Genomic DNA, 20,799 nt, shown 5'->3' on the forward strand with positions numbered 1-20,799 from the left:
TTATGATAAATATGTCATATTATCCTGAATATATACATAGATATCTCTAAAGTTCTGAAGATGATCAGCCTCGTATTCCATTAGCACTTTGCTCAAATTCTGATGATATTCAGGTGTGGTTTGAAAATCCCAAACACGCTTAGAAATGTTGAAAAGCGGTTTGGAGATATGCTCTATATATTTATAGTCGAAAATATAGCGTGATTCTATAAATCGATCGTAAAAATGATAAAAGCCCTCAATGTCGGTTACACCGATAGTCAATAGATAATTCTTCAGAACTGTTCGATTCACATGTTCCAAATGCTCATACAAACGACCTACATTAACCAAGTTATGCTTGATCAACAAATGATCGAGTAACAGCTCTATTGCTATATGCGCTAGGAAAGAAGCTCGGATTGGGAGGCCCTCCAGCACAGGCTCCAGCTTCTTGCGCAAATTATGACAATGATCCAGAAAAAACTCACTACTATGGAAAAGCTTATCTACTTCAACATGCCGATACCAACCTTCGGATATCGCCATACTAAGCGGGTGTATAAAAAGCTCTTCTTCGAAACGCTGCGGATGGAATACATATGTTTTATCCACATTCTTCAGTAAATCTGGAAGCAAAGATCCCAGCACACGTTCCGATTGAGTGGCATATCGTTCGAAATAGAAATGAGAAAGAAAGTTCATCCTATCCTGGTCATTATCCTATAAATTATCCGTAAGATACAGTAATATCTCGTATCTTTGCAACTTAATTAAAAAATATTAAGGGCTAAACTATGAGCTTTGTAGAAGAATTACGTTGGAGAGGCATGCTCCAAGACATCATGCCAGGCACAGAGGAATTGTTGAATAAAGAACAAGTTGCTGGCTATATAGGATTCGATCCTACAGGAGATTCACTACACGTAGGCCATTTAACCCAAATCATGACCCTAATCCACTTCCAACATGCTGGACACAAACCAGTAGCGCTTGTTGGTGGCGCAACGGGAATGATTGGCGACCCTTCATTTAAATCAGCTGAAAGAAATCTTTTAGACGAAACAACACTGAATCACAACGTAGCATGTTTGAAAAAACAGCTCGCGAAGTTCTTAAACTTCGGAGAATGTGAAACCGACGCAAAGATGGTCAACAACTACGACTGGTTTAAGGATTTTAAATTCTTAGATTTTATTCGTGATGTGGGTAAGCTGATTACCGTGAATTACATGATGTCCAAAGATTCTGTTAAGAAACGTTTGGAGGGTGACAATGGTCTATCTTTTACCGAATTTACCTATCAACTAATTCAAGGTTATGATTTCTATTATCTATGGAAACACCACAACTGTAAAATCCAAATGGGTGGTTCCGATCAATGGGGAAATATTGTAACAGGTAGCGAGATGATCCGTCGTCAGGACCAAGGAACTGCCTATGCATTGACTACGCAATTGATCAAGAAAGCAGATGGTCAGAAGTTTGGTAAAACAGAATCGGGTGCTGTGTGGTTAGATGCTAAGAAAACATCGCCATATAAGTACTATCAATTCTGGTTGAACACCTCTGATGATGATGCTAAAAACTGGATCAAGATCTTTACCTTACTTCCTAAGGAAGAAATCGAGGCAATCATTACAGAGCACGATGCTGCACCGCACTTACGTGTGGTTCAAAAGGCATTAGCAAAAGATATCACAATCAGAACGCACTCGGAAAAAGATTATGAAACGGCTGTAAAAACTTCAGAATTCTTGTTCGGAAACGGCTCATTAGAATTCTTAGCAGACCTGGATCATGAGGCTGTGTTAGAAGTATTCGACGGAGTTCCGCAGTTCGATCTGGCAAAAGACAAGTTAGCTGCAGGCATCAATGTATTGGATCTGTTAGCAGTTGATACGGCTGTGTTCCCTTCAAAAGGAGAAGCTCGCAAAATGCTACAAGGTGGTGGAGTATCTTTGAACAGAGAAAAACTTACCGATATCGAGCAAGTTGTCAACGAATCAAACTTGATTAATAACAAGTATTTGGTTATCCAACGTGGTAAGAAAAACTACTACTTGGTAACTGTTGCTTAGTCAAGGTATACGATATAAAAAAGGGCCGATCGATGATCGGCCCTTTTTTATATGGTTTAATTATGTTCAATGATTTGGATTTCATAATCTGGCATGGTCATCCCATCCACATTGAAAACAATCCTTGGTATCAAAAACACCGTATAAACGCCTCTATCCTTAGGTCGGAAAGAAATAGACATTTGTGAGAGCTCGCTATCGTTCTCAAACTGAAACCGCACTTGCGCGGTCTCAAACTCGTAAAAACTAGTCACCTCCTGTGCAGAAAGCACTCTATCTCCCGCGCTTGCGGTTTGTCCTTCCTTCACTTTGAAGTCAATACGATGGTTATTCGCGAAGTTTGCTATCCTAATTTTAGCTTTCCCAACCGGTGGAGCAATCATATCATCTTCCACCACTTTCATCTGTACATTATCCTTACCGTAAAAAAACGCGGAATAAATCTTCCCCGGATCAACCAAATGCTCGCCTCGGAAAACCTCCACTTTTTTATCTTTATCATAAAGACTGATGGTTCTTCTGCCTGGGAAAACGCTTTTATGCTTCACCGCACCGCCCATATCAAAGTATTCTCCAGAATTGATTACGCGGTCGTCAATCTTCATATCCAGCCCCAAGCTGCGATATATCGCATTGAATCCTGCAACACCCGAAAATGATTGACCATCCAACGGAGCATCACTCAAGCTATCTTTCTGACAACTAATCAGGAGGAAAGCAGACAACAGAGCAAGGGAAAATAGCTTAGCGTTTCTTAGAAAATTCATATCAACAAAAAAGAATTATTATTTATTCTATCTAACGAGTTTGGAAAGCTTATTGCTACAAGGATAGATAAATCAAATCAATCAACGCAAACAATTCTGTCATTTTTTTTTAAGTTTGTAGAAGAAAAATAGCGTCATTTACATGGCTAAATTAAATACATTTAAAAACGGTAGTGGATCGACAGGGACAAAGAAGGCTAAGAATACTACTTTATCCTATCAAAAACGAAGCGCACGAAAATCATTTGACCAAATAAACTTCTCTGAGGGACAGCGTAAAGCGTTGAAGATCTTAGGATTATTTCTTTTGTTACTTGCTGGACTTTTCGCAGTTGCTTTTATATCTTATTTATTTACTTGGAAAGCAGACCAAAGCTATATCGCTGCCACCAATGGCGGATGGAGCACATTACTCAATACGGCAGATGAGCTTCATGATGAAAACACAGAAATACCTTTGGTAGAAAATAAACTCGGAAAGTTTGGGGCATTATTGGCGAATCAATTTATTTATCAATGGTTCGGCGTGGCTTCTTTTCTTTTTATCGTCGTGCTATTCGTTATCGGTTATAAATTCTTGTACAAGAAATCCATCCTCCCGGTTTGGAAGACCTTATTGTATTCCGCAGTAACGATCCTGTTTCTTTCGGTAACATTCGGCTTTATTCAAGATTTCATATACGATACACCGCATATCCTGGAAGGTAAATTTGGCTTCTGGACAAACCAAATCCTAAAGTCACAAGTGGGTGTTGTCGGAACTGCAGGGCTATTGATCTTTATTCTTTTGACGGCGCTGGTGCTGCTTTATAACCTCGATCTGAAATGGTCTTTCCAGAGCAATAAAGGCGAAGTGGAAGAAGACGAAGAGGAGGATGAGGAATTTATTGAAGACAGCCTGACAAGCCACAGCAATACCATCAATAAGCAAAGGACGAACGAGGTCGCGACGCATACTTATTCGCATCCTGTTGAAGAGCCGAGCGCTCGCAATAGTTTCACAGAGAAAGAAGAAATCCAAGAACCGGAAGATTTAACCGTTTCGTTACCACTCTCTGTCAACACGCCCAAACCGACGCCTGTTGCCTCTGTGGTAGAGTCAGATGAAATTGCATTCAGTATCGAAGAACCTGAATTTGAAGAGCCAGAAGAAACCGCAGTTGGACCTGACCTGACCGTAGCCAAAGTGGTCGAGGAAAAAGCCATTTCGGCGAATGATTTGGTTGAAAAGTTCGGCGAATACGATCCTAAGCTTGACCTATCGGGATATAAATACCCTACGCTAGACTTGCTAAAGGAATACGGCACTGGAAAGATCACCATCAACCAGCAAGAGTTAGAAGCAAACAAAAACAGAATTGTCGAAACGCTGCGTAACTATAGTATCGAAATCGAACATATCAAGGCGACTATTGGTCCAACCGTAACGCTTTACGAGATTATCCCGAAACCGGGTGTCCGTATTTCGAAGATCAAAAACCTGGAAGATGATATCGCCTTAAGCTTAGCAGCGCTCGGTATCCGTATTATTGCGCCAATGCCGGGTAAAGGTACTATCGGTATCGAAGTGCCGAACAGCAGTCCGGAAATGGTATCCATGCGCTCTATCCTGGCGACTGAGAAGTTCCAAAAGACAGAGATGGATTTGCCTATTGCATTAGGTAAAACGATCTCCAACGAGGTGTATATAGCCGATTTAGCGAAAATGCCTCACTTACTTGTGGCTGGTGCTACCGGACAGGGTAAATCGGTCGGAATTAATGCCATCTTGACTTCCCTCCTATTCAAAAAACACCCTGCAGAGTTGAAGTTCGTATTAGTCGACCCGAAGAAAGTGGAGCTCTCGCTATTTAAGAAGATCGAAAGACACTTTTTAGCAAAGTTGCCGAATGAGGACGAAGCCATCATCACCGACACTAAAAAAGTAATCAACACCCTCAATTCCCTATGTATCGAGATGGATCAGCGTTATGATCTATTAAAGAACGCCCAAGTAAGGAATTTGAAAGAATATAATGCAAAATTTATCAATCGTCGATTAAACCCTGAGGAGGGTCATCGATTCTTACCGTTTATAGTTCTTATTATTGATGAGTTTGCCGATTTGATGATGACGGCAGGGAAAGAAGTAGAAACTCCGATTGCTCGATTGGCGCAGTTAGCCCGTGCGGTAGGTATTCACTTGGTTATTGCAACGCAAAGACCTTCAGTAAATATCATTACCGGTACAATCAAAGCTAACTTCCCGGCGCGACTAGCATTCCGCGTATTGTCTAAGGTCGATTCACGAACGATCCTCGACAGCGGTGGTGCAGACCAGTTAATTGGTCGCGGAGATATGCTACTGGCCACAGGATCTGACCTAATTCGTATCCAATGTGCGTTTGTGGATACACCGGAGGTCGATGAGGTTTCTGAATTTATTGGCTCCCAACGCGGATACCCATCTGCCCATTACCTACCGGAGTATGTAGATCCGAATGGCGATGGCGAAGGAATATCCGACTTCGACCCGGCTGACAGAGATCAGCTATTCGAAGAGGCTGCACGCCTGATCGTTATGCATCAACAAGGCTCAACATCTTTAATACAGCGTAAGTTAAAATTAGGTTATAACCGCGCTGGACGAATTATCGATCAATTGGAAGCTGCAGGTATCGTAGGTCCATTTGAAGGCAGTAAAGCCCGCGAGGTGCTATACCCTGATGATTATTCGTTGGAACAGTATTTGGAAACGTTAAGAAAAGACAATTAAAGATGATTAGATTTTTGTATGTATTATTAGCATTCTTCTCGGTGAGCACAGCTTTTGCGCAAGACCGTTATGCTAAATCATTATTAGACGAGGTATCAAAAAAATACGATAGCTACCGAACAATTCAGTCCAATTTTACTTTTAAAGCTGTACAAGCGAAAGGCGAAAGCTATTCGGACAAGGGCCAAATGTTTATGAACAAACCTGCGCAGCAGTATAAAATCGTATTGCCCGAGCAGGATTTGATCTCCGATGGTAAATCCGTATGGTCGGTTTTAAAAGAAGATAAAGAAGTGCAAGTATCAGAAGCCGATAACAGCAATGAATCCATCGGTCCCAACAATATCTTCACCTTCTATCGCTCCGGGTTTAAATACATCAGCATGGACGATGAAAGCGTATCTGGCGCTGGTAAAGTAAAAGTAATTGAGCTGTCTCCGGAAGATACCAAACGCAACTATTTTAAGATCAAATTGCGCATCAACAAGAATAACCACATCCACGATGTGACGATTTTCGACAAGTCAGGATCTCGTTATACCTATACCATCAATACGCTGTATGTTAACAATCCTATCCCTGCAAGTACCTTTCAATTCCAAAAAGCCAATTACGCCGGCTTTGAAGTGGTGGATTTGAGATAGAGGCTCAGAATTCAGATATAAGATATTAGACGTTAGATTTTAGAATTCAGATATAAGATATTAGACATTAGATTTTAGAATTGTAGAAGCTGTCCTTTTCGGGACAGCTTCTTTTTTTATTGAAATTTATTTGAGTTAAGTGCTGTTTCGTACGAGGCAAGTATAGGACTTGTTCTGCTTAAAGCCCTTTCAAACCCAATACAAACCCAATATAAACCCCTTTCATTCCCAATTGCGATTGGGAATGAAAGGGGTTTATATTGGGAGAACATTAGTCTTGTATGGAGAGACACATAACTGAGCTCTGTTTTACACTTTAACCGTAAGAAAGAAGGGTTATTTTGAAATTTTGGATTGGAAAGAAAGTTTGTCTTGAACCAGGAAAAAAAGGATACGAGGATGAACAGGATCCTGCTGATCTTTTCATCCTTCCTTTCCTGGTTCAAGATAATACTATCCTGACAACCCTTAAATCCTTCCTTTCCTGGTTCAAGACAATACCATCCTGACAACTCTTAAATCCTTCCTTTCTTTCTTTCAAAACAAACTTCCCTCCTTTCCCAGTTCAAAACAAATATCCAAAAAAAAGGCGCCTATCCGGCGCCATACTCTGATATCTAATATCTAAATTCTAATATCTATTCGACCTGATAATCCCCAACTCCAGACCGCGAAGTTCTGCAAGGCCTCTCAAGCGTCCGATGGCAGAATATCCTGGATTGGTTACTTTGTTTAGATCGTCTAACATTTGGTGTCCGTGATCTGGGCGGAAAGGAATAGGTTGTTCTCTTTTTTGATTTTCTGCAACTAAGGCTTCCATCACTTTAAACATATCCACATCCCCATCCAAATGGTCGGCTTCGTAGAAACTTCCGATCTCTTCGCGCTTCACGTTTCGTAGGTGTACGAAGTTGACACGATGTTTCACCTGATCAAATATAGCGGGAAGATCGTTCTTTGGCCCCGCTCCTAGCGAGCCCGTACAGAAACAAATTCCATTAAACTGCTTCTCTTGTTCGCTGATGATGTAGTTCAGATCTTCTGCATTGCTAACAATACGTGGAAGTCCTAATATCGGATATGGAGGATCGTCGGGGTGGATCGTCATCAAAATGCCGTTCTGCTCGCAAACCTCAGCAATGCTGTTTAAGAAGTATAGCAAGTTTTTGCGCAAGCCATCGAAGCCTATTTCTTTGTATACCGAGATACTATTTTGCAGGGAATCTAGGGTAATATCGCTTTCGCCGGGAATCCCCATCAATACCACTCGTTCTAATTCGTTTAGTGCATCCTGATCTAAGGTTGCAAATTTCTCCTCCGCTGCTTGTTGAACGTTTGCTGGGTAGTCAGCCTGAGCATCCTGACGCTTTAGAATATAAATATCAAAAATCGCCAGGTCTATCCAATCAAAATATAAGGCTTTGGAGCCATCCTTCATGGTTAGATCCAACTGCGTACGCGTCCAGTCCAAAACAGGCATAAAATTATAGCATACCGTTTTGATGCCGCATGCCGCCAGGTTTTTCAACGACTCCTTATAGCGTTCTAAATATTCATCGGCATTTGCCGCGCCCGTCTTGATCGCCTCGTGAACCGGCACACTTTCAACAACCGACCAAGTCAGTCCTGCTTCCTCAATAATGCGCTTGCGTTCCTGAATATCTGCTAATGGCCATACTTCGCCATGAGCTATATGATGTAGTGCCGAGACAATGCCCGTCGCACCAGCCTGTTTTACGTCTTGTAAGGACACCGAATCGTTCGGGCCATACCATCTCCATGTTTGTTCTAAAAATTGCATATACGCCTTTAAATTAAACGCCACACCATGTATTGAAGCCTCCATCCACAAATACGGTCTCTCCGGACACGAATTCGGAAGCATCGCTAAGCAAATACACCAAGGTACCTTCAAGTTCGCTAGGATCGCCTAGACGTTGATAAGGTGTGCCGTTGATGAATTTCTGTGCTCTAGGGCTATAAGTCCCGTCAGGGTTGGTCAATAAAGTTCTGTTTTGTTCCGTCAAAAATACGCCCGGTGCAATTGCATTGACGCGTACTTTATCGCCATAACGAAGCGCCAACTCGGTAGACATCCATTTGGTAAACCCGTCGATACCGTGTTTTGCTACCGTATAGCCAAGCACGCGGGTCAGCGGACGGCTAGCGGCTAGGGAAGAAATATTGATAATCGCTCCTGCGCCCTTCTCAGCTATCACCTGGCCTAAGATCATGGTCGGGATAATCGTTCCATATAGGTTCAGTTCGATCGCTTTGATGGTATCTTGAATCTTATTGTCAAATATATTTTGCTCATCGCCAATTGTTGCTCCTGGTATATTGCCACCAACTGCGTTGACAAGACCATCAATAGTTCCGAAAGCTTTGAGGATGCTATCCTTCGCCTCTTTGACCGACTGCTCATCCATCACATCCGCAACAACGCCCAATGCTTCCGCACCTAATGCTTTTGCCTGGTCAACACGCTCATCGATTTTCTCTTGATTGCGACCAATGACGCAAACTTTAGCGCCAGCTTCGGCAACCGCATGGACAAAGGATTTACCCAAGATACCGGTACCACCAGTGATTACAATAACCTTATCTTTTAGGGAAAATTTGTCTAGAATACTCATAGTTTTTGGTTAGATTATATTTTCAATAATAAGCAATTTATCCATAATATAGCGGTATTTAATGGAGTATAATTACGTAATCGTTTGCGAAGATTATCCTTGAGAAGCCACTTAAAAGCATTATATTGCATTATTTAACAACCTATGCCACACGTTTTATCATTTGGAGAAATACTCATCAGACAGCAAAGTGTCGGAGATAGTTTCTTTGGAAATCAAGAGAATTTATTACGGATTTACCCCGGTGGATCAGAAGCCAATGTGGCCTGTTCGCTTGGACAAATGGGAACCCCTGTGCAATATGCCAGCGCCTTCCCAAACAATAAGCTTAGCGAAGAGATATTGGCAGTTTTGAACCGTCACCAGGTCGATACATCGAAATGTCTTCAAATTGGCGACCGCATTGGTTCTTATTTTCTGTTATCGGCAAATGGATTGACGAAAGGTGAAGTAATTTACGACCGCAAATACTCCAGTTTTTCGCAATTGAAGGCTGATGACCTTGACTTCGATGTCCTGTTTGAGGATGTAGATTGGCTGCATTGGACGGCATTGACACCAGCATTGAACCAGGAAATGGCCGATGTGATGTTAAAGGTATTGCAAGCGGCTAGCGAACGCAATATTTATATCTCTGTCGATTTAAACTACCGCAATAGACTTTGGCAGTATGGCAAAAACCCATTGGAGATTATGCCAGACTTATTGGCTTATTGCCATGTTATTATGGGAAATATTTGGGCTACGCATACCATGGTTGGAATCGCTGTTCCCGAGGGTTTAGACAGGAATACGGAGAAAGAAGTTTTGGTAGAAGCCTCAACAGTATCCGCTGCTGCTTTGTTCGAAAAATATACTAGATTGGAACATATTGCCAATACCTTTAGGTTTATGGATAATCCTACGCATAATTTGTTTTTTGGCACCTATCATTCCCGAACGGATAATGCCGTATCGCAGACTTATGAAACCAATGCGATTGTCGATCGTATCGGTAGTGGCGATGCATTTATGGCTGGGTTGATTCATGCATTACGAAAAACCCAGCAGGCGCAGGAAATAATAGATATCGCAACGGGCGCAGGCTATGAGAAGCTGTTCGTAGACGGCGATTTTGGAAATGGAAAATACTAAGAAGATGCAGATCGATCAAATTATAGAGAAAATCAAAGCATATCCCGTGATCCCGGTATTTTATCACGATGATGTGGAAGTATGTAAACAAGTACTCAAAGCTTGTTATGATGGCGGCATACGAGTTTTTGAATTCGTTAACCGTGGCAAAAACGCTGAGGCTAACTTTAAAGCTTTGGTAGACTATAAGAAAGATGCAATGCCGGAATTGACATTGGGTATCGGCACCATCCTCGACCGTGCGGCTGCAGAAAGTTTTCTGGCGCTGGGTACTGAGTTCTTAGTAAGCCCGATCTTTGTCGCAGAACTTGCAGAAATAGCAAAAGCAAACAATTGCTTATGGATTCCCGGCTGTATGACGCCCACAGAAATTGCAAATGCCATGTTCGCAGGTTGCGGATTTGTCAAGCTATTCCCGGGTGAAACTTTAGGTACTGGATTCTTAAAAGGTATCAAGCCTCTATTCCCCACCATGAAGTTTATGCCGACCGGTGGTGTGGATGTGGAAGAGAGCAATATTAAGAATTGGTTCGCAGCAGGTGTTACCTCGGTAGGTATGGGCTCCAAATTGTTTAAACAACAGGATGGAGAATATAATCTCGAAGAAATTAGTGCAAACTGTAGAAAGGTTTTAGGCTGGGCAACAGCCTAAAACTTATAAAGATACTTCGGAGATAGAATGATGCGCCATGATGACGTTTTCGAAGTTTCTGATATTTCCCTTATCAATCAGAACCTCCAATACCAACACCAAGCCTTCCTTGTTCAAGGTCTGTGATTTGATCTTTAACTGTTTGGTCAGCGGACGAATATCGTTGATAAAGCTATCCTTCTCAGAGAGTTGATGTGCATCAAACTTAACGGTCACAATCTTCACTAAATTCCGTAACACATAACGATTTAAGATGGGGCCGGAAATAATGATCGAGAAGCAAGCGCCTAAGAACAGAATCGCCGTGATGAACATGCCGAATCCTATTGCCATCCCCACTGCTGCCGACATCCAAATAATACTTGCTGTTGTCAATCCATTAACATTAACGCCATCTTTGAAGATAACACCTGCCCCCAAGAAGCCAATACCCGAAACGACATAGGATGCTATCCGGGTCGCGTCTTCAGAGTCCCCTGCGCCAAGCTTCATCGATAATATCGAGAATAAGGTACTTCCCAAACAAATAATAGAAATCGTCTTGAATCCTGCGGACTTATCTTTCCATTCGCGCTCAAAGCCTAACAGGAAGCCCGCCCCCAACGATAAAAACGCTTTGAACAAATCATTCCAGTCAAAAATAAATTGATCTGTGATCATTTCAATATTCATATATAGTCTTACCCTTCTATTTAATTCCAAATCTACTTAACATTAAATAAATATTAAATACATATTGTTCTGTACAAGCTAGATTTAGATGTGATTTTTTTATAAAAGAAAATGGTCTGGACTCCAAAGGAATCCAGACCATTATTTCTTGTCATGCCTAAGGCATGTCTATTGTTAATTACTAGTCTTCTTCTTTCGAAGCTAATAATTGATCATACTCTTCACGAGAACCTACGATGATGTTGCTGTACTGACGCAAACCGGTACCTGAAGGAATCAAGTGACCAACAATTACGTTTTCTTTCAAGCCTAACAAGTTATCGCGTTTACCTGCGATCGCTGCCTCATTCAATACTTTCGTAGTTTCCTGGAAGGAAGCTGCTGAGATGAATGATTTAGTACCTAGGGACGCTCTTGTGATACCTTGTAATAAAGGACTTGATGTTGCAGGGATAGCATCACGTACTTCCACTAACTTCATATCCTGACGTCTTAGGCTAGAGTTTTCCTCACGCAATTTACGTAAAGTAACGATCTGACCCGGACGTAATGTTTTAGAATCACCCGCTTCAACAACAACTTTTTTGTCGTATAATGAATCGTTTTCTTCCATGAAGTCCCATTTGTTTACTGCTTCTTTTTCTAAGAAACGTGTATCTCCTGGATCCTCGATATTCACTTTCTGCATCATTTGGTGAACGATAGTTTCAAAGTGCTTATCGTTGATTTTTACCCCTTGAAGGCGGTAAACCTCTTGGATACCATTTACGATATATTCTTGTACTGCCGCAGGACCTTTGATCGATAAGATGTCTGAAGGAGAAATCTGACCGTCAGATAATGGCATACCTGCTTTAATAAAGTCGTTATCTTGAACTAAGATGTGCTTAGAAAGTGGTACTAAGTATTTCTTAACCTGACCGTCACGAGACTCGATAGAAATCTCACGGTTACCACGTTTAACACCACCTAAAGAAACAACACCATCAATTTCAGTTACAACAGCTGGGTTTGAAGGATTACGAGCCTCGAACAACTCCGTTACACGAGGAAGACCACCCGTAATATCTCGGGTCTTACCTGTAGAACGAGGGATCTTAACCAATACCGCACCTTCTTTAACTTTCTGTCCATCAGAAACTGATACGTGAGCTCCTACCGGGATATTGTATGAACGAATGATCTCGCCTTTGTTATCCAATACCTTGATTGTAGGGTTTTTCGTTTTATCACGTGTTTCGATAATTACTTTCTCTTTGTGACCTGTTTGTTCATCAGATTCTTCACGGAAAGTCACACCTTCGATAATCGCATCGAATTCTACCTTACCCGCAAACTCAGAGATAATTACCGCGTTATATGGATCCCAGTCAACTAGTTTAGTACCTTTTTCTACGTTCTCACCTTCTTTAACGAATAAGTTCGAACCGTAAGGGATGATTTGTTGGTAAAGTACTTTGTTGTCAGCATTTACAACTTTAATCTCACCTGAACGACCTAATACTACTTGGTATGGACCATCTTCACCTTCTTTTTCTACTGTACGTACGTTTTCAAATTCGATACGTCCGTCGTATTTAGCGATGATAGTAGATTCAGCAGCAATGTTCGAAGCCGTACCACCGACGTGGAACGTACGAAGTGTTAACTGCGTACCTGGCTCACCGATTGACTGTGCAGCAATTACACCAACAGCCTCACCTAATTGAACACGCTTACCTGATGCTAAGTTACGACCGTAACAACAAGCACATACTCCACGCTTAGATTCACATGTTAATACCGAACGAATTTCTACACCTTCGATACCTGCATTTTCAATTGCTTCCGCAACTTCTTCTGTGATATCTTCATTTGCAGCAACAATTACCTCGTTAGTAACAGGGTCGATAACATCGTTCAGCGGCGTACGACCTAAGATACGGTCATATAATGGCTCAACGATATCGTCGTTATCTTTAAGTGCTGTAGTGTAGATACCACGTAAACCGTTACAATCTTGTTCTACAACAATCATATCTTGTGCTACGTCATGTAAACGACGAGTTAAGTAACCCGCATCCGCCGTTTTTAACGCCGTATCCGCAAGACCTTTACGCGCACCGTGGGTAGAGATAAAGTACTCTAATACCGATAATCCTTCTTTAAAGTTAGATAAGATAGGGTTTTCGATAATCTCACCACCTGAAGTACCAGACTTCTGAGGTTTCGCCATCAAACCACGCATACCACATAACTGACGGATCTGCTCCTTAGAACCACGAGCTCCTGAATCCAACATCATGTAAACTGAGTTGAAACCTTGGTTGTCGTTCGAAAGGATATCCATTACGTGTGCTGTCAAACGGTTGTTGATACGAGTCCAGATATCGATAATCTGGTTGTAACGCTCGTTGTTTGTAATGAAACCCATGTTATAGTTGTTCATTACTTCCTCAACTTCGTTTGTAGCTTGAGTAATAAGGTCTGCTTTAGCAGCAGGAATATTTAAGTCTTGCAAGTTAAATGACAAACCGCCTTTGAAAGCCGTTTGGAATCCTAACTCTTTCATATCATCTAAGAACTTCGCTGCACGAGCCATACCTGTGCTCTTCACGATCTCTCCGATGACATTACGCAATGACTTCTTAGTCAACAATTCATTGATGTAACCTACTTCTTCTGGTACGATCTGGTTAAAGATTACACGTCCAACAGTAGTATCGATGATTGCTTCTTTGATTTCACCTTCTTTTGTTCTGATGTTCGTCTTAACCTTGATGAACGAGTGAAGATCTACTTTCTTCTCATTTAAAGCGATAATAACCTCTTCTGCTGAGTAGAATGTACTTCCTTCACCGTGCATTTTACGGCTGTCATCCGATTTACGGCCTTTAGTAATATAGTAAAGACCCAATACCATGTCTTGAGATGGTACTGTAACTGGTGAGCCGTTTGCAGGGTTAAGAATGTTGTGTGCTGCCAACATTAAGATTTGGGCTTCCAAGATCGCAGCATTACCTAATGGTAAGTGAACCGCCATCTGGTCACCGTCGAAATCGGCGTTGAACGCTGTACACACTAATGGGTGTAATTGGATCGCTTTACCCTCTACTAACGTAGGTTGGAAAGCTTGAATACCCAAACGGTGAAGCGTAGGAGCACGGTTTAGTAATACAGGGTGACCTTTCAATACATTCTCAAGGATATCCCATACTACAGGATCTTTACGATCAACAATTTTCTTAGCAGATTTTACGGTCTTAACAATACCTCTTTCAATCATCTTACGGATGATGAACGGTTTGTATAACTCAGCTGCCATGTCTTTCGGAAGACCACACTCGTGTAATTTCAAGTGAGGACCAACGACAATTACCGAACGAGCAGAGTAGTCAACACGCTTACCTAATAAGTTCTGACGGAAACGACCTTGCTTACCTTTCAAGATATCTGAAAGTGATTTCAACGCACGGTTTCCTTCAGTTTTCACTGCATTCACCTTACGCGAGTTATCAAATAAGGAGTCAACTGCTTCTTGAAGCATACGTTTTTCGTTACGTAAGATTACTTCAGGAGCTTTGATTTCGATCAAACGTTTCAAACGGTTGTTACGGATAATCACACGACGGTATAAGTCGTTCAAATCGGAAGTCGCAAAACGACCACCATCCAAAGGAACTAAAGGACGTAACTCTGGTGGAATAATAGGAACGATTTTCACGATCATCCATTCCGGACGGTTCTCGATGTGATCATTAGCTCCACGGAAAGCTTCTACAACGTGCAAGCGTTTTAACGCTTCGTTTTTACGTTGTTGAGAAGTTTCATTGGCAGCTTGATGACGTAAGTCGTATGATAACTGATCAAGGTCTAGACGTTTTAACAGATCTTCTAATGCCTCAGCACCCATTTTAGCAACGAATTTCTGAGGATCAGTATCATCTAGGTATTGGTTTTCTTTTGGAAGAGTATCAAGAATATCTAAGTATTCTTCTTCTGTCAAGAAATCCATGTAAGAGATACCATCATCTTCTTTGATACCTGGTTGGATAACCACATATCTTTCGTAGTAGATGATCATATCTAATTTCTTCGTAGGAAGACCTAATAAGTAACCAATTTTGTTAGGTAATGAACGGAAATACCAGATATGAGCAACAGGAACCACCAAGTTGATGTGTCCCATACGCTCACGACGTACTTTCTTTTCCGTTACTTCAACACCACAACGGTCACAAACAATACCTTTATAACGGATACGTTTGTATTTACCACAGTGACATTCGTAGTCTTTTACTGGACCGAAAATACGCTCGCAGAATAGACCATCACGTTCCGGTTTATACGTACGGTAGTTGATAGTTTCTGGTTTAGTAACTTCACCACTTGAGCGCTCCAAGATAGTCTCTGGAGATGCTAAGCTGATCGTAATCGATGTAAAGTTACTTTTGATTTTATTATCTTTTTTGTAAGACATACTTCGTAAAAAGTTATAGCTGTATGTAAAAGCTTAAGAGGAACGAGTCCTCTTAAGCTCTGTATTGCTTGATTAATCCAATGTGATATCTAAACCTAAGCCGCGTAACTCATGTACCAATACGTTAAACGATTCTGGTACTGATGGAGTTGGTAAGTTATTACCTTTAACAATCGCTTCATAAGTTTTAGCACGTCCGACAACGTCATCCGATTTCACGGTCAAGATCTCTTGTAGGATGTTGGAAGCACCGAATGCCTCTAACGCCCAAACCTCCATCTCACCAAAACGCTGACCACCGAACTGTGCCTTACCACCTAATGGTTGTTGCGTAATCAACGAGTAAGGACCAATAGAACGTGCGTGCATTTTGTCATCAACCATGTGACCTAATTTCAACATGTAGATCACACCTACCGTAGTAGGTTGGTCAAAACGCTCACCTGTCAAACCATTGTATAGGTAAGTACGTCCGGACTTAGGTAAACCTGCTTTCTCTACCCACTCTTCCACCTGATCCATCTCTGCACCGTCGAAGATTGGAGTAGCAAATTTCACACCTAATTTCTGACCTGCCCATCCTAAAACAGTCTCATAGATCTGTCCAAGGTTCATACGCGAAGGTACACCAAGTGGGTTCAACACGATATCAACAGGAGTTCCGTCTTCTAAGAATGGCATATCTTCATCACGTACGATACGTGCCACGATACCTTTGTTACCGTGACGACCAGCCATCTTGTCACCTACTTTCAACTTACGTTTCTTCGCCACGTAAACTTTAGCCATCTGAACAATTCCTGATGGAAGCTCATCACCCACAGAGATCGCAAATTTTTCACGTTTGAATGCACCTAACTCCTCATTAACTTTAATGCTGTAGTTATGTAATGCATACTTGATCAATTCGTTCTTATCCTCGTCAGTAGTCCATCCTGTTGGATTTACACTGTTATAATCGATATCTGAAAGAATCTTCTGCGTGAATTTAGCACCCTTAGCAACGAATAACTCTTTGTAGACATTGTAAACACCTTGACTAGTCTTTCCGTTAACGATGTTGAATAACTTGTCAACTAAGCGCTCTTTAAGACCTCTAAGATTCTTCTCGTGTGCTGTCTCCAATTTCTCTAAAGCTTTACGCTCAACTTCTTTGGACATTTTCTTCGCACGAGAGAATAACTTCGTATCAATAACTACACCTTTGATTGAAGGAGGAGTTTTTAAAGACGCATCTTTAACATCACCTGCTTTATCACCGAAGATCGCACGTAATAACTTCTCTTCTGGTGAAGGATCCGACTCTCCTTTCGGAGTAATCTTACCGATCAAGATATCGCCTTCCCCAACCTCAGCACCAACACGGATAATACCATTCTCGTCAAGGTCTTTCGTCGCTTCTTCAGAAACGTTAGGGATATCTGCAGTTAATTCCTCTTCACCACGTTTCGTATCACGAACCTCTAACTCGAATTCCTCAATATGTAACGAGGTAAACAAGTCTTGTGATACAACACGTTCAGAAATTACAATCGCATCCTCAAAGTTGTATCCTTGCCAAGGCATGAATGCTACTTTTAAGTTACGGCCTAATGCTAATTCTCCGTCTTCAGTTGCATAACCCTCACACAATACTTCACCTTTTTGTACCTTTTGACCTTTTCTTACGATAGGCTTCAAGTTGATACAAGTATTCTGGTTGGTCTTTTTGAACTTCGTTAATTTGTACACCTTAATGTCGTCGTCAAATGATACTAAACGCTCATTATCGTTACGGTCGTAGCGGATGTGGATTTCTTGTGCATCTACATACTCTACAGTACCCGAACCTTCGGCATTAATTAATGTACGCGAGTCGCTGGCAACACGTGCTTCCAAACCAGTACCTACAACAGGTGCTTGCGGACGCAACAATGGCACAGCTTGACGTTGCATGTTCGATCCCATCAACGCACGGTTGGCATCATCATGCTCCAAGAAAGGAATCAATGAAGCCGCAATTGATGTAATCTGGTTAGGCGCAACGTCCATATAGTCTAATTTCTCAGGCTCAATAATCGGGAAGTCACCCTCGTATCTAGCTTTAACCTTAGGGTCTAAGAAATTACCTTTATCATCGTAAAGCGCATTTGCTTGCGCGATAGTCTTACCGTCTTCATCCTCTGCCGACAAGTAAACAACAGGTTGGTCAACTACTACTTTACCATCTTTAACTTGACGATAAGGCGTTTCGATGAAACCTAAGTTGTTGATCTTCGCGTGTACAGATAATGATGAAATCAAACCGATGTTTGGTCCCTCAGGAGTTTCGATAGTACACAAACGACCGTAGTGCGTGTAGTGAACGTCACGAACCTCAAAACCAGCACGTTCACGAGAAAGACCACCAGGACCTAAAGCTGAAAGACGACGCTTGTGCGTAATCTCCGCTAATGGGTTCGTCTGGTCCATAAACTGCGATAACTGGTTTGTTCCGAAGAACGAGTTAATAACAGATGATAATGTACGAGCATTGATCAAATCTGTCGGTGTGAACACCTCATTGTCACGAATGTTCATACGCTCGCGGATTGTACGAGCCATACGAGCCAAACCAACACCAAACTGAGCGTACAATTGTTCACCAACAGTACGAACACGACGGTTTGACAAGTGGTCGATATCATCCACCTCTGCTTTAGAGTTGATCAAGTTGATCAAGTACTTCACAATAGCGATAATATCTTCGCGCGTTAAAACTTTTGTATCGGAATCCGTACCAAGTTTCAATTTACGGTTGATACGGTATCTACCCACATCACCTAAATCATAACGCTTGTCTGAGAAGAATAAACGATCGATGATACCACGTGCAGTTTCCTCATCAGGTGGTTCAGCGTTACGTAATTGACGATAGATATGCTCTACCGCTTCTTTCTCAGAGTTAGAAGTATCCTTTTGTAAAGTATTGTATATAATGGAATAGTCCGCATTGTTAGACTCATCTTCCTTCGCAAGGATAATCGATTTTACACCTGCTTCAATGATTAAGTCAATGTGGTCTTCTTCTAAAACTGTTTCACGTTCAAAGATGATCTCGTTACGATCGATAGATACTACTTCACCAGTATCCTCATCTACGAAATCCTCTGTCCATTTATTTAATACCCTAGCCGCTAAACGACGACCAACGTATTTTTTCAAGCCCGACTTGCTAACTTTAACTTCGTCAGAAAGGTCGAACAATTCTAAGATATCTTTATCTGAATCAAATCCGATCGCACGTAATAACGTAGTAACCGGGAATTTTTTCTTACGGTCGATATATGCATACATCACGTTATTAACGTCTGTTGCAAACTCGATCCAAGATCCTTTAAAAGGAATAACCCTAGCAGAATAAAGTTTAGTACCGTTTGTATGTCTACTTTGACCGAAGAACACACCAGGTGAACGGTGTAGCTGAGAAACGATTACACGCTCTGCTCCATTGATCACGAATGTACCTTTTGGAGTCATGTATGGAATTGTTCCTAAGTACACGTCTTGTACTATGGTTTCGAAATCTTCGTGTTCCTCATCATTACAAGACAACTTCAATTTAGCCTTCAAAGGTACGCTATAAGTCAAACCACGCTCTATACACTCTTGGATATCGTAACGCGGCGGATCAATGAAATAATCCAAAAACTCTAGCACAAAGATGTTTCTTGAATCAGAAATAGGGAAGTTTTCGGCGAAAACCTGATAAAGCCCCTCCTGATGGCGGTTGTCAGAAGTAGTTTCTAGTTGAAAAAACTCCTTGAAAGACTCCAATTGCACATCCAAGAAATCTGGGTAATCAATTACCTTCTTACTTGTCGCAAAATTTACTCTTTCTTTTTGCATATTATTGTTTGCCAAGGGAATAAGAATTTAGTTTAAAAAAACTGAGCTAACGTCTGTTGATTTCTTCTTCCGATCACACCTCAACAGGCGTGTGATCCGTGGTATTTGTTATAAACAGGAATAGACTCTGATAGATTATACCTATCAGAGTCTAAGTTTTTGGTGCTTTATGCGAGATTATTTAATCTCAACAACAGCTCCAGCTTCTTCTAATTGTTTTTTCAAAGCTTCAGCTTCGTCTTTAGAAACACCAGCTTTTAATTCTTTAGGTGCTCCGTCAACTAAATCTTTAGCTTCTTTCAAACCTAAACCAGCTAAGTCTTTAACTAATTTAACTACTGCTAATTTCTGACCACCAGCTTCTTTCAAGATTACGTCGAAAGAAGTTTTTTCTTCAGCAGCAGCAGCGCCGTCACCAGCAGGTGCAGCAGCAACAGCTACAGCAGCAGCAGCAGGCTCGATACCGTACTCATCTTTTAAGATGTCAGCTAATTCTTTAACTTCTTTTACTGTTAAGTTCACTAACTGTTCAGCAAGTTGTTTTAAATCTGCCATTTTATTTTGAATTTTTGAATGTTCTTTAAAAAATATTGTTAATTAAATTGTAACGAACGATTGTTTAATTGAGGGTTCGTTAGCCTCTTTCTTCTAATGCTTTTACTAAGCCTGAAATTGTATTTCCACCCGATTGAAGAGCAGAGATAACATTCTTCGCAGGAGATTGTAATAAAGCGATAACGTCTGCAATAAGTTCTTCCTTAGATTTAAGAGTTACTAATGCTTCAAGTTGGTTGTCACCTACGAATGCAGTTTCTTGAATGTAAGCTGCTTTCAATACAGGTTTTTCACCTTCTTTACGTAATTGCTTAATTAATTTCGCTGGAGCATTTCCGGTCTCCGAGAACATCATTGTAGATGCACCCTTTAACACGCCGAAAAGTTCTTCTGAATCAACACCTGCTTCTAATAAAGCTTTCTTAATCAAAGTGTTCTTAACCACTTGGATCTCGATGCCTTGCTCGAAACATTTGCGACGAATGTTGTTCACTTTTTCAACAGTTAAATCAGCAGTATCAGTAATATAGAAATTACCGTAGGATTTAATCTGCTCTGCTAAAGCTTGAACAATGTCTTGTTTTAGTTCTTTTCTCAT

At 41.2% G+C, this 20,799-nt stretch carries 14 protein-coding genes; 5 read left to right on the plus strand and 9 right to left on the minus strand.

Going from position 1 to position 20,799, the window contains the following annotated elements; all coding sequences use genetic code 11:
* Window positions 1-684, minus strand: coding sequence for a hypothetical protein (locus tag QYC40_RS13085; protein WP_301990595.1), 684 nt, complete (start codon window positions 682-684; stop codon window positions 1-3).
* 92 nt (window positions 685-776) lie between these two features.
* Between QYC40_RS13085 and tyrS the strand changes: the two genes are divergently transcribed.
* Window positions 777-2,060 carry a tyrosine--tRNA ligase gene (gene tyrS / locus QYC40_RS13090; RefSeq protein WP_301990596.1) on the plus strand — a complete coding sequence of 428 codons (1,284 nt, stop codon included), beginning with the start codon at window positions 777-779 and terminating at the stop codon, window positions 2,058-2,060.
* Between the two features lie 56 nt (window positions 2,061-2,116).
* On the opposite strand, the gene QYC40_RS13095 is transcribed toward tyrS, so the two are convergent.
* Window positions 2,117-2,827 (minus strand): DUF4397 domain-containing protein, encoded by a 711-nt coding sequence (locus tag QYC40_RS13095; RefSeq protein ID WP_301990597.1) that lies wholly within the window; start codon window positions 2,825-2,827, stop codon window positions 2,117-2,119.
* Window positions 2,828-2,969: 142 nt separating this feature from the next.
* Here QYC40_RS13095 and QYC40_RS13100 point away from each other — a divergent pair, with 142 nt between their 5' ends.
* Window positions 2,970-5,582, plus strand: coding sequence for a DNA translocase FtsK (locus QYC40_RS13100; protein ID WP_301990598.1), 2,613 nt, complete (start codon window positions 2,970-2,972; stop codon window positions 5,580-5,582).
* A gap of 2 nt (window positions 5,583-5,584) precedes the next feature.
* On the plus strand, window positions 5,585-6,226 hold the full coding sequence (locus QYC40_RS13105; protein WP_301990599.1) for an outer membrane lipoprotein carrier protein LolA: 642 nt from the start codon (window positions 5,585-5,587) through the stop codon (window positions 6,224-6,226).
* 631 nt (window positions 6,227-6,857) lie between these two features.
* Here QYC40_RS13105 and uxuA read toward each other — a convergent pair.
* Both uxuA and QYC40_RS13115 read right to left on the minus strand, forming a co-directional pair.
* The gene (gene uxuA, locus QYC40_RS13110) at window positions 6,858-8,027 is read right to left on the minus strand and encodes a mannonate dehydratase (protein ID WP_301990600.1); all 1,170 of its coding nucleotides are present in this window, start codon (window positions 8,025-8,027) and stop codon (window positions 6,858-6,860) included.
* A gap of 13 nt (window positions 8,028-8,040) precedes the next feature.
* Window positions 8,041-8,862 (minus strand): SDR family oxidoreductase, encoded by an 822-nt coding sequence (locus QYC40_RS13115; RefSeq protein WP_301990601.1) that lies wholly within the window; start codon window positions 8,860-8,862, stop codon window positions 8,041-8,043.
* A gap of 144 nt (window positions 8,863-9,006) precedes the next feature.
* On the opposite strand from QYC40_RS13115, the gene QYC40_RS13120 reads away from it, so the two are divergent.
* Window positions 9,007-9,996 carry a sugar kinase gene (locus tag QYC40_RS13120; RefSeq protein WP_301990602.1) on the plus strand — a complete coding sequence of 330 codons (990 nt, stop codon included), beginning with the start codon at window positions 9,007-9,009 and terminating at the stop codon, window positions 9,994-9,996.
* Window positions 9,983-10,648, plus strand: coding sequence for a bifunctional 4-hydroxy-2-oxoglutarate aldolase/2-dehydro-3-deoxy-phosphogluconate aldolase (locus QYC40_RS13125; protein ID WP_301990603.1), 666 nt, complete (start codon window positions 9,983-9,985; stop codon window positions 10,646-10,648). The genes QYC40_RS13120 and QYC40_RS13125 overlap by 14 nt, the downstream gene beginning before the upstream one ends.
* A 3-nt stretch (window positions 10,649-10,651) precedes the next feature.
* On the opposite strand, the gene QYC40_RS13130 is transcribed toward QYC40_RS13125, so the two are convergent.
* From QYC40_RS13130 to rplJ, 5 genes are all read right to left on the minus strand, one after another.
* The gene (locus QYC40_RS13130; protein ID WP_301990604.1) at window positions 10,652-11,308 is read right to left on the minus strand and encodes an MgtC/SapB family protein; all 657 of its coding nucleotides are present in this window, start codon (window positions 11,306-11,308) and stop codon (window positions 10,652-10,654) included.
* A gap of 193 nt (window positions 11,309-11,501) precedes the next feature.
* Window positions 11,502-15,779: a DNA-directed RNA polymerase subunit beta' gene (gene rpoC, locus QYC40_RS13135; RefSeq protein ID WP_149526991.1), complete on the minus strand. Its 4,278-nt coding sequence runs from the start codon at window positions 15,777-15,779 to the stop codon at window positions 11,502-11,504.
* 72 nt (window positions 15,780-15,851) lie between these two features.
* On the minus strand, window positions 15,852-19,661 hold the full coding sequence (gene rpoB, locus QYC40_RS13140) for a DNA-directed RNA polymerase subunit beta (RefSeq protein ID WP_301990605.1): 3,810 nt from the start codon (window positions 19,659-19,661) through the stop codon (window positions 15,852-15,854).
* A 162-nt stretch (window positions 19,662-19,823) separates the two neighbouring features.
* Window positions 19,824-20,201, minus strand: a complete 378-nt coding sequence (rplL, locus tag QYC40_RS13145) for a 50S ribosomal protein L7/L12 (protein WP_099365876.1) — start codon at window positions 20,199-20,201, stop codon at window positions 19,824-19,826.
* A 79-nt stretch (window positions 20,202-20,280) separates the two neighbouring features.
* Window positions 20,281-20,799, minus strand: coding sequence for a 50S ribosomal protein L10 (rplJ, locus tag QYC40_RS13150; protein WP_301990606.1), 519 nt, complete (start codon window positions 20,797-20,799; stop codon window positions 20,281-20,283).

It is taken from the genome of Sphingobacterium sp. BN32 (assembly GCF_030503615.1).
GTDB lineage: Bacteria > Bacteroidota > Bacteroidia > Sphingobacteriales > Sphingobacteriaceae > Sphingobacterium.

Excerpts from the sequence above, each read along its gene's own strand:
- QYC40_RS13120 (WP_301990602.1), top strand. The coding sequence starts at position 9,007 with ATGCCACACGTTTTATCATTTGGAGAAATACTCATCAGACAGCAAAGT.
- QYC40_RS13100 (WP_301990598.1), top strand. The coding sequence starts at position 2,970 with ATGGCTAAATTAAATACATTTAAAAACGGTAGTGGATCGACAGGGACA.
- QYC40_RS13085 (WP_301990595.1), bottom strand. The coding sequence starts at position 684 with ATGAACTTTCTTTCTCATTTCTATTTCGAACGATATGCCACTCAATCG.
- uxuA (WP_301990600.1), bottom strand. The coding sequence starts at position 8,027 with ATGCAATTTTTAGAACAAACATGGAGATGGTATGGCCCGAACGATTCG.
- QYC40_RS13095 (WP_301990597.1), bottom strand. The coding sequence starts at position 2,827 with ATGAATTTTCTAAGAAACGCTAAGCTATTTTCCCTTGCTCTGTTGTCT.
- QYC40_RS13130 (WP_301990604.1), bottom strand. The coding sequence starts at position 11,308 with ATGATCACAGATCAATTTATTTTTGACTGGAATGATTTGTTCAAAGCG.
- rplL (WP_099365876.1), bottom strand. The coding sequence starts at position 20,201 with ATGGCAGATTTAAAACAACTTGCTGAACAGTTAGTGAACTTAACAGTA.
- QYC40_RS13125 (WP_301990603.1), top strand. The coding sequence starts at position 9,983 with ATGGAAAATACTAAGAAGATGCAGATCGATCAAATTATAGAGAAAATC.
- QYC40_RS13105 (WP_301990599.1), top strand. The coding sequence starts at position 5,585 with ATGATTAGATTTTTGTATGTATTATTAGCATTCTTCTCGGTGAGCACA.
- QYC40_RS13115 (WP_301990601.1), bottom strand. The coding sequence starts at position 8,862 with ATGAGTATTCTAGACAAATTTTCCCTAAAAGATAAGGTTATTGTAATC.
- rplJ (WP_301990606.1), bottom strand. The coding sequence starts at position 20,799 with ATGAGAAAAGAACTAAAACAAGACATTGTTCAAGCTTTAGCAGAGCAG.
- tyrS (WP_301990596.1), top strand. The coding sequence starts at position 777 with ATGAGCTTTGTAGAAGAATTACGTTGGAGAGGCATGCTCCAAGACATC.
- rpoC (WP_149526991.1), bottom strand. The coding sequence starts at position 15,779 with ATGTCTTACAAAAAAGATAATAAAATCAAAAGTAACTTTACATCGATT.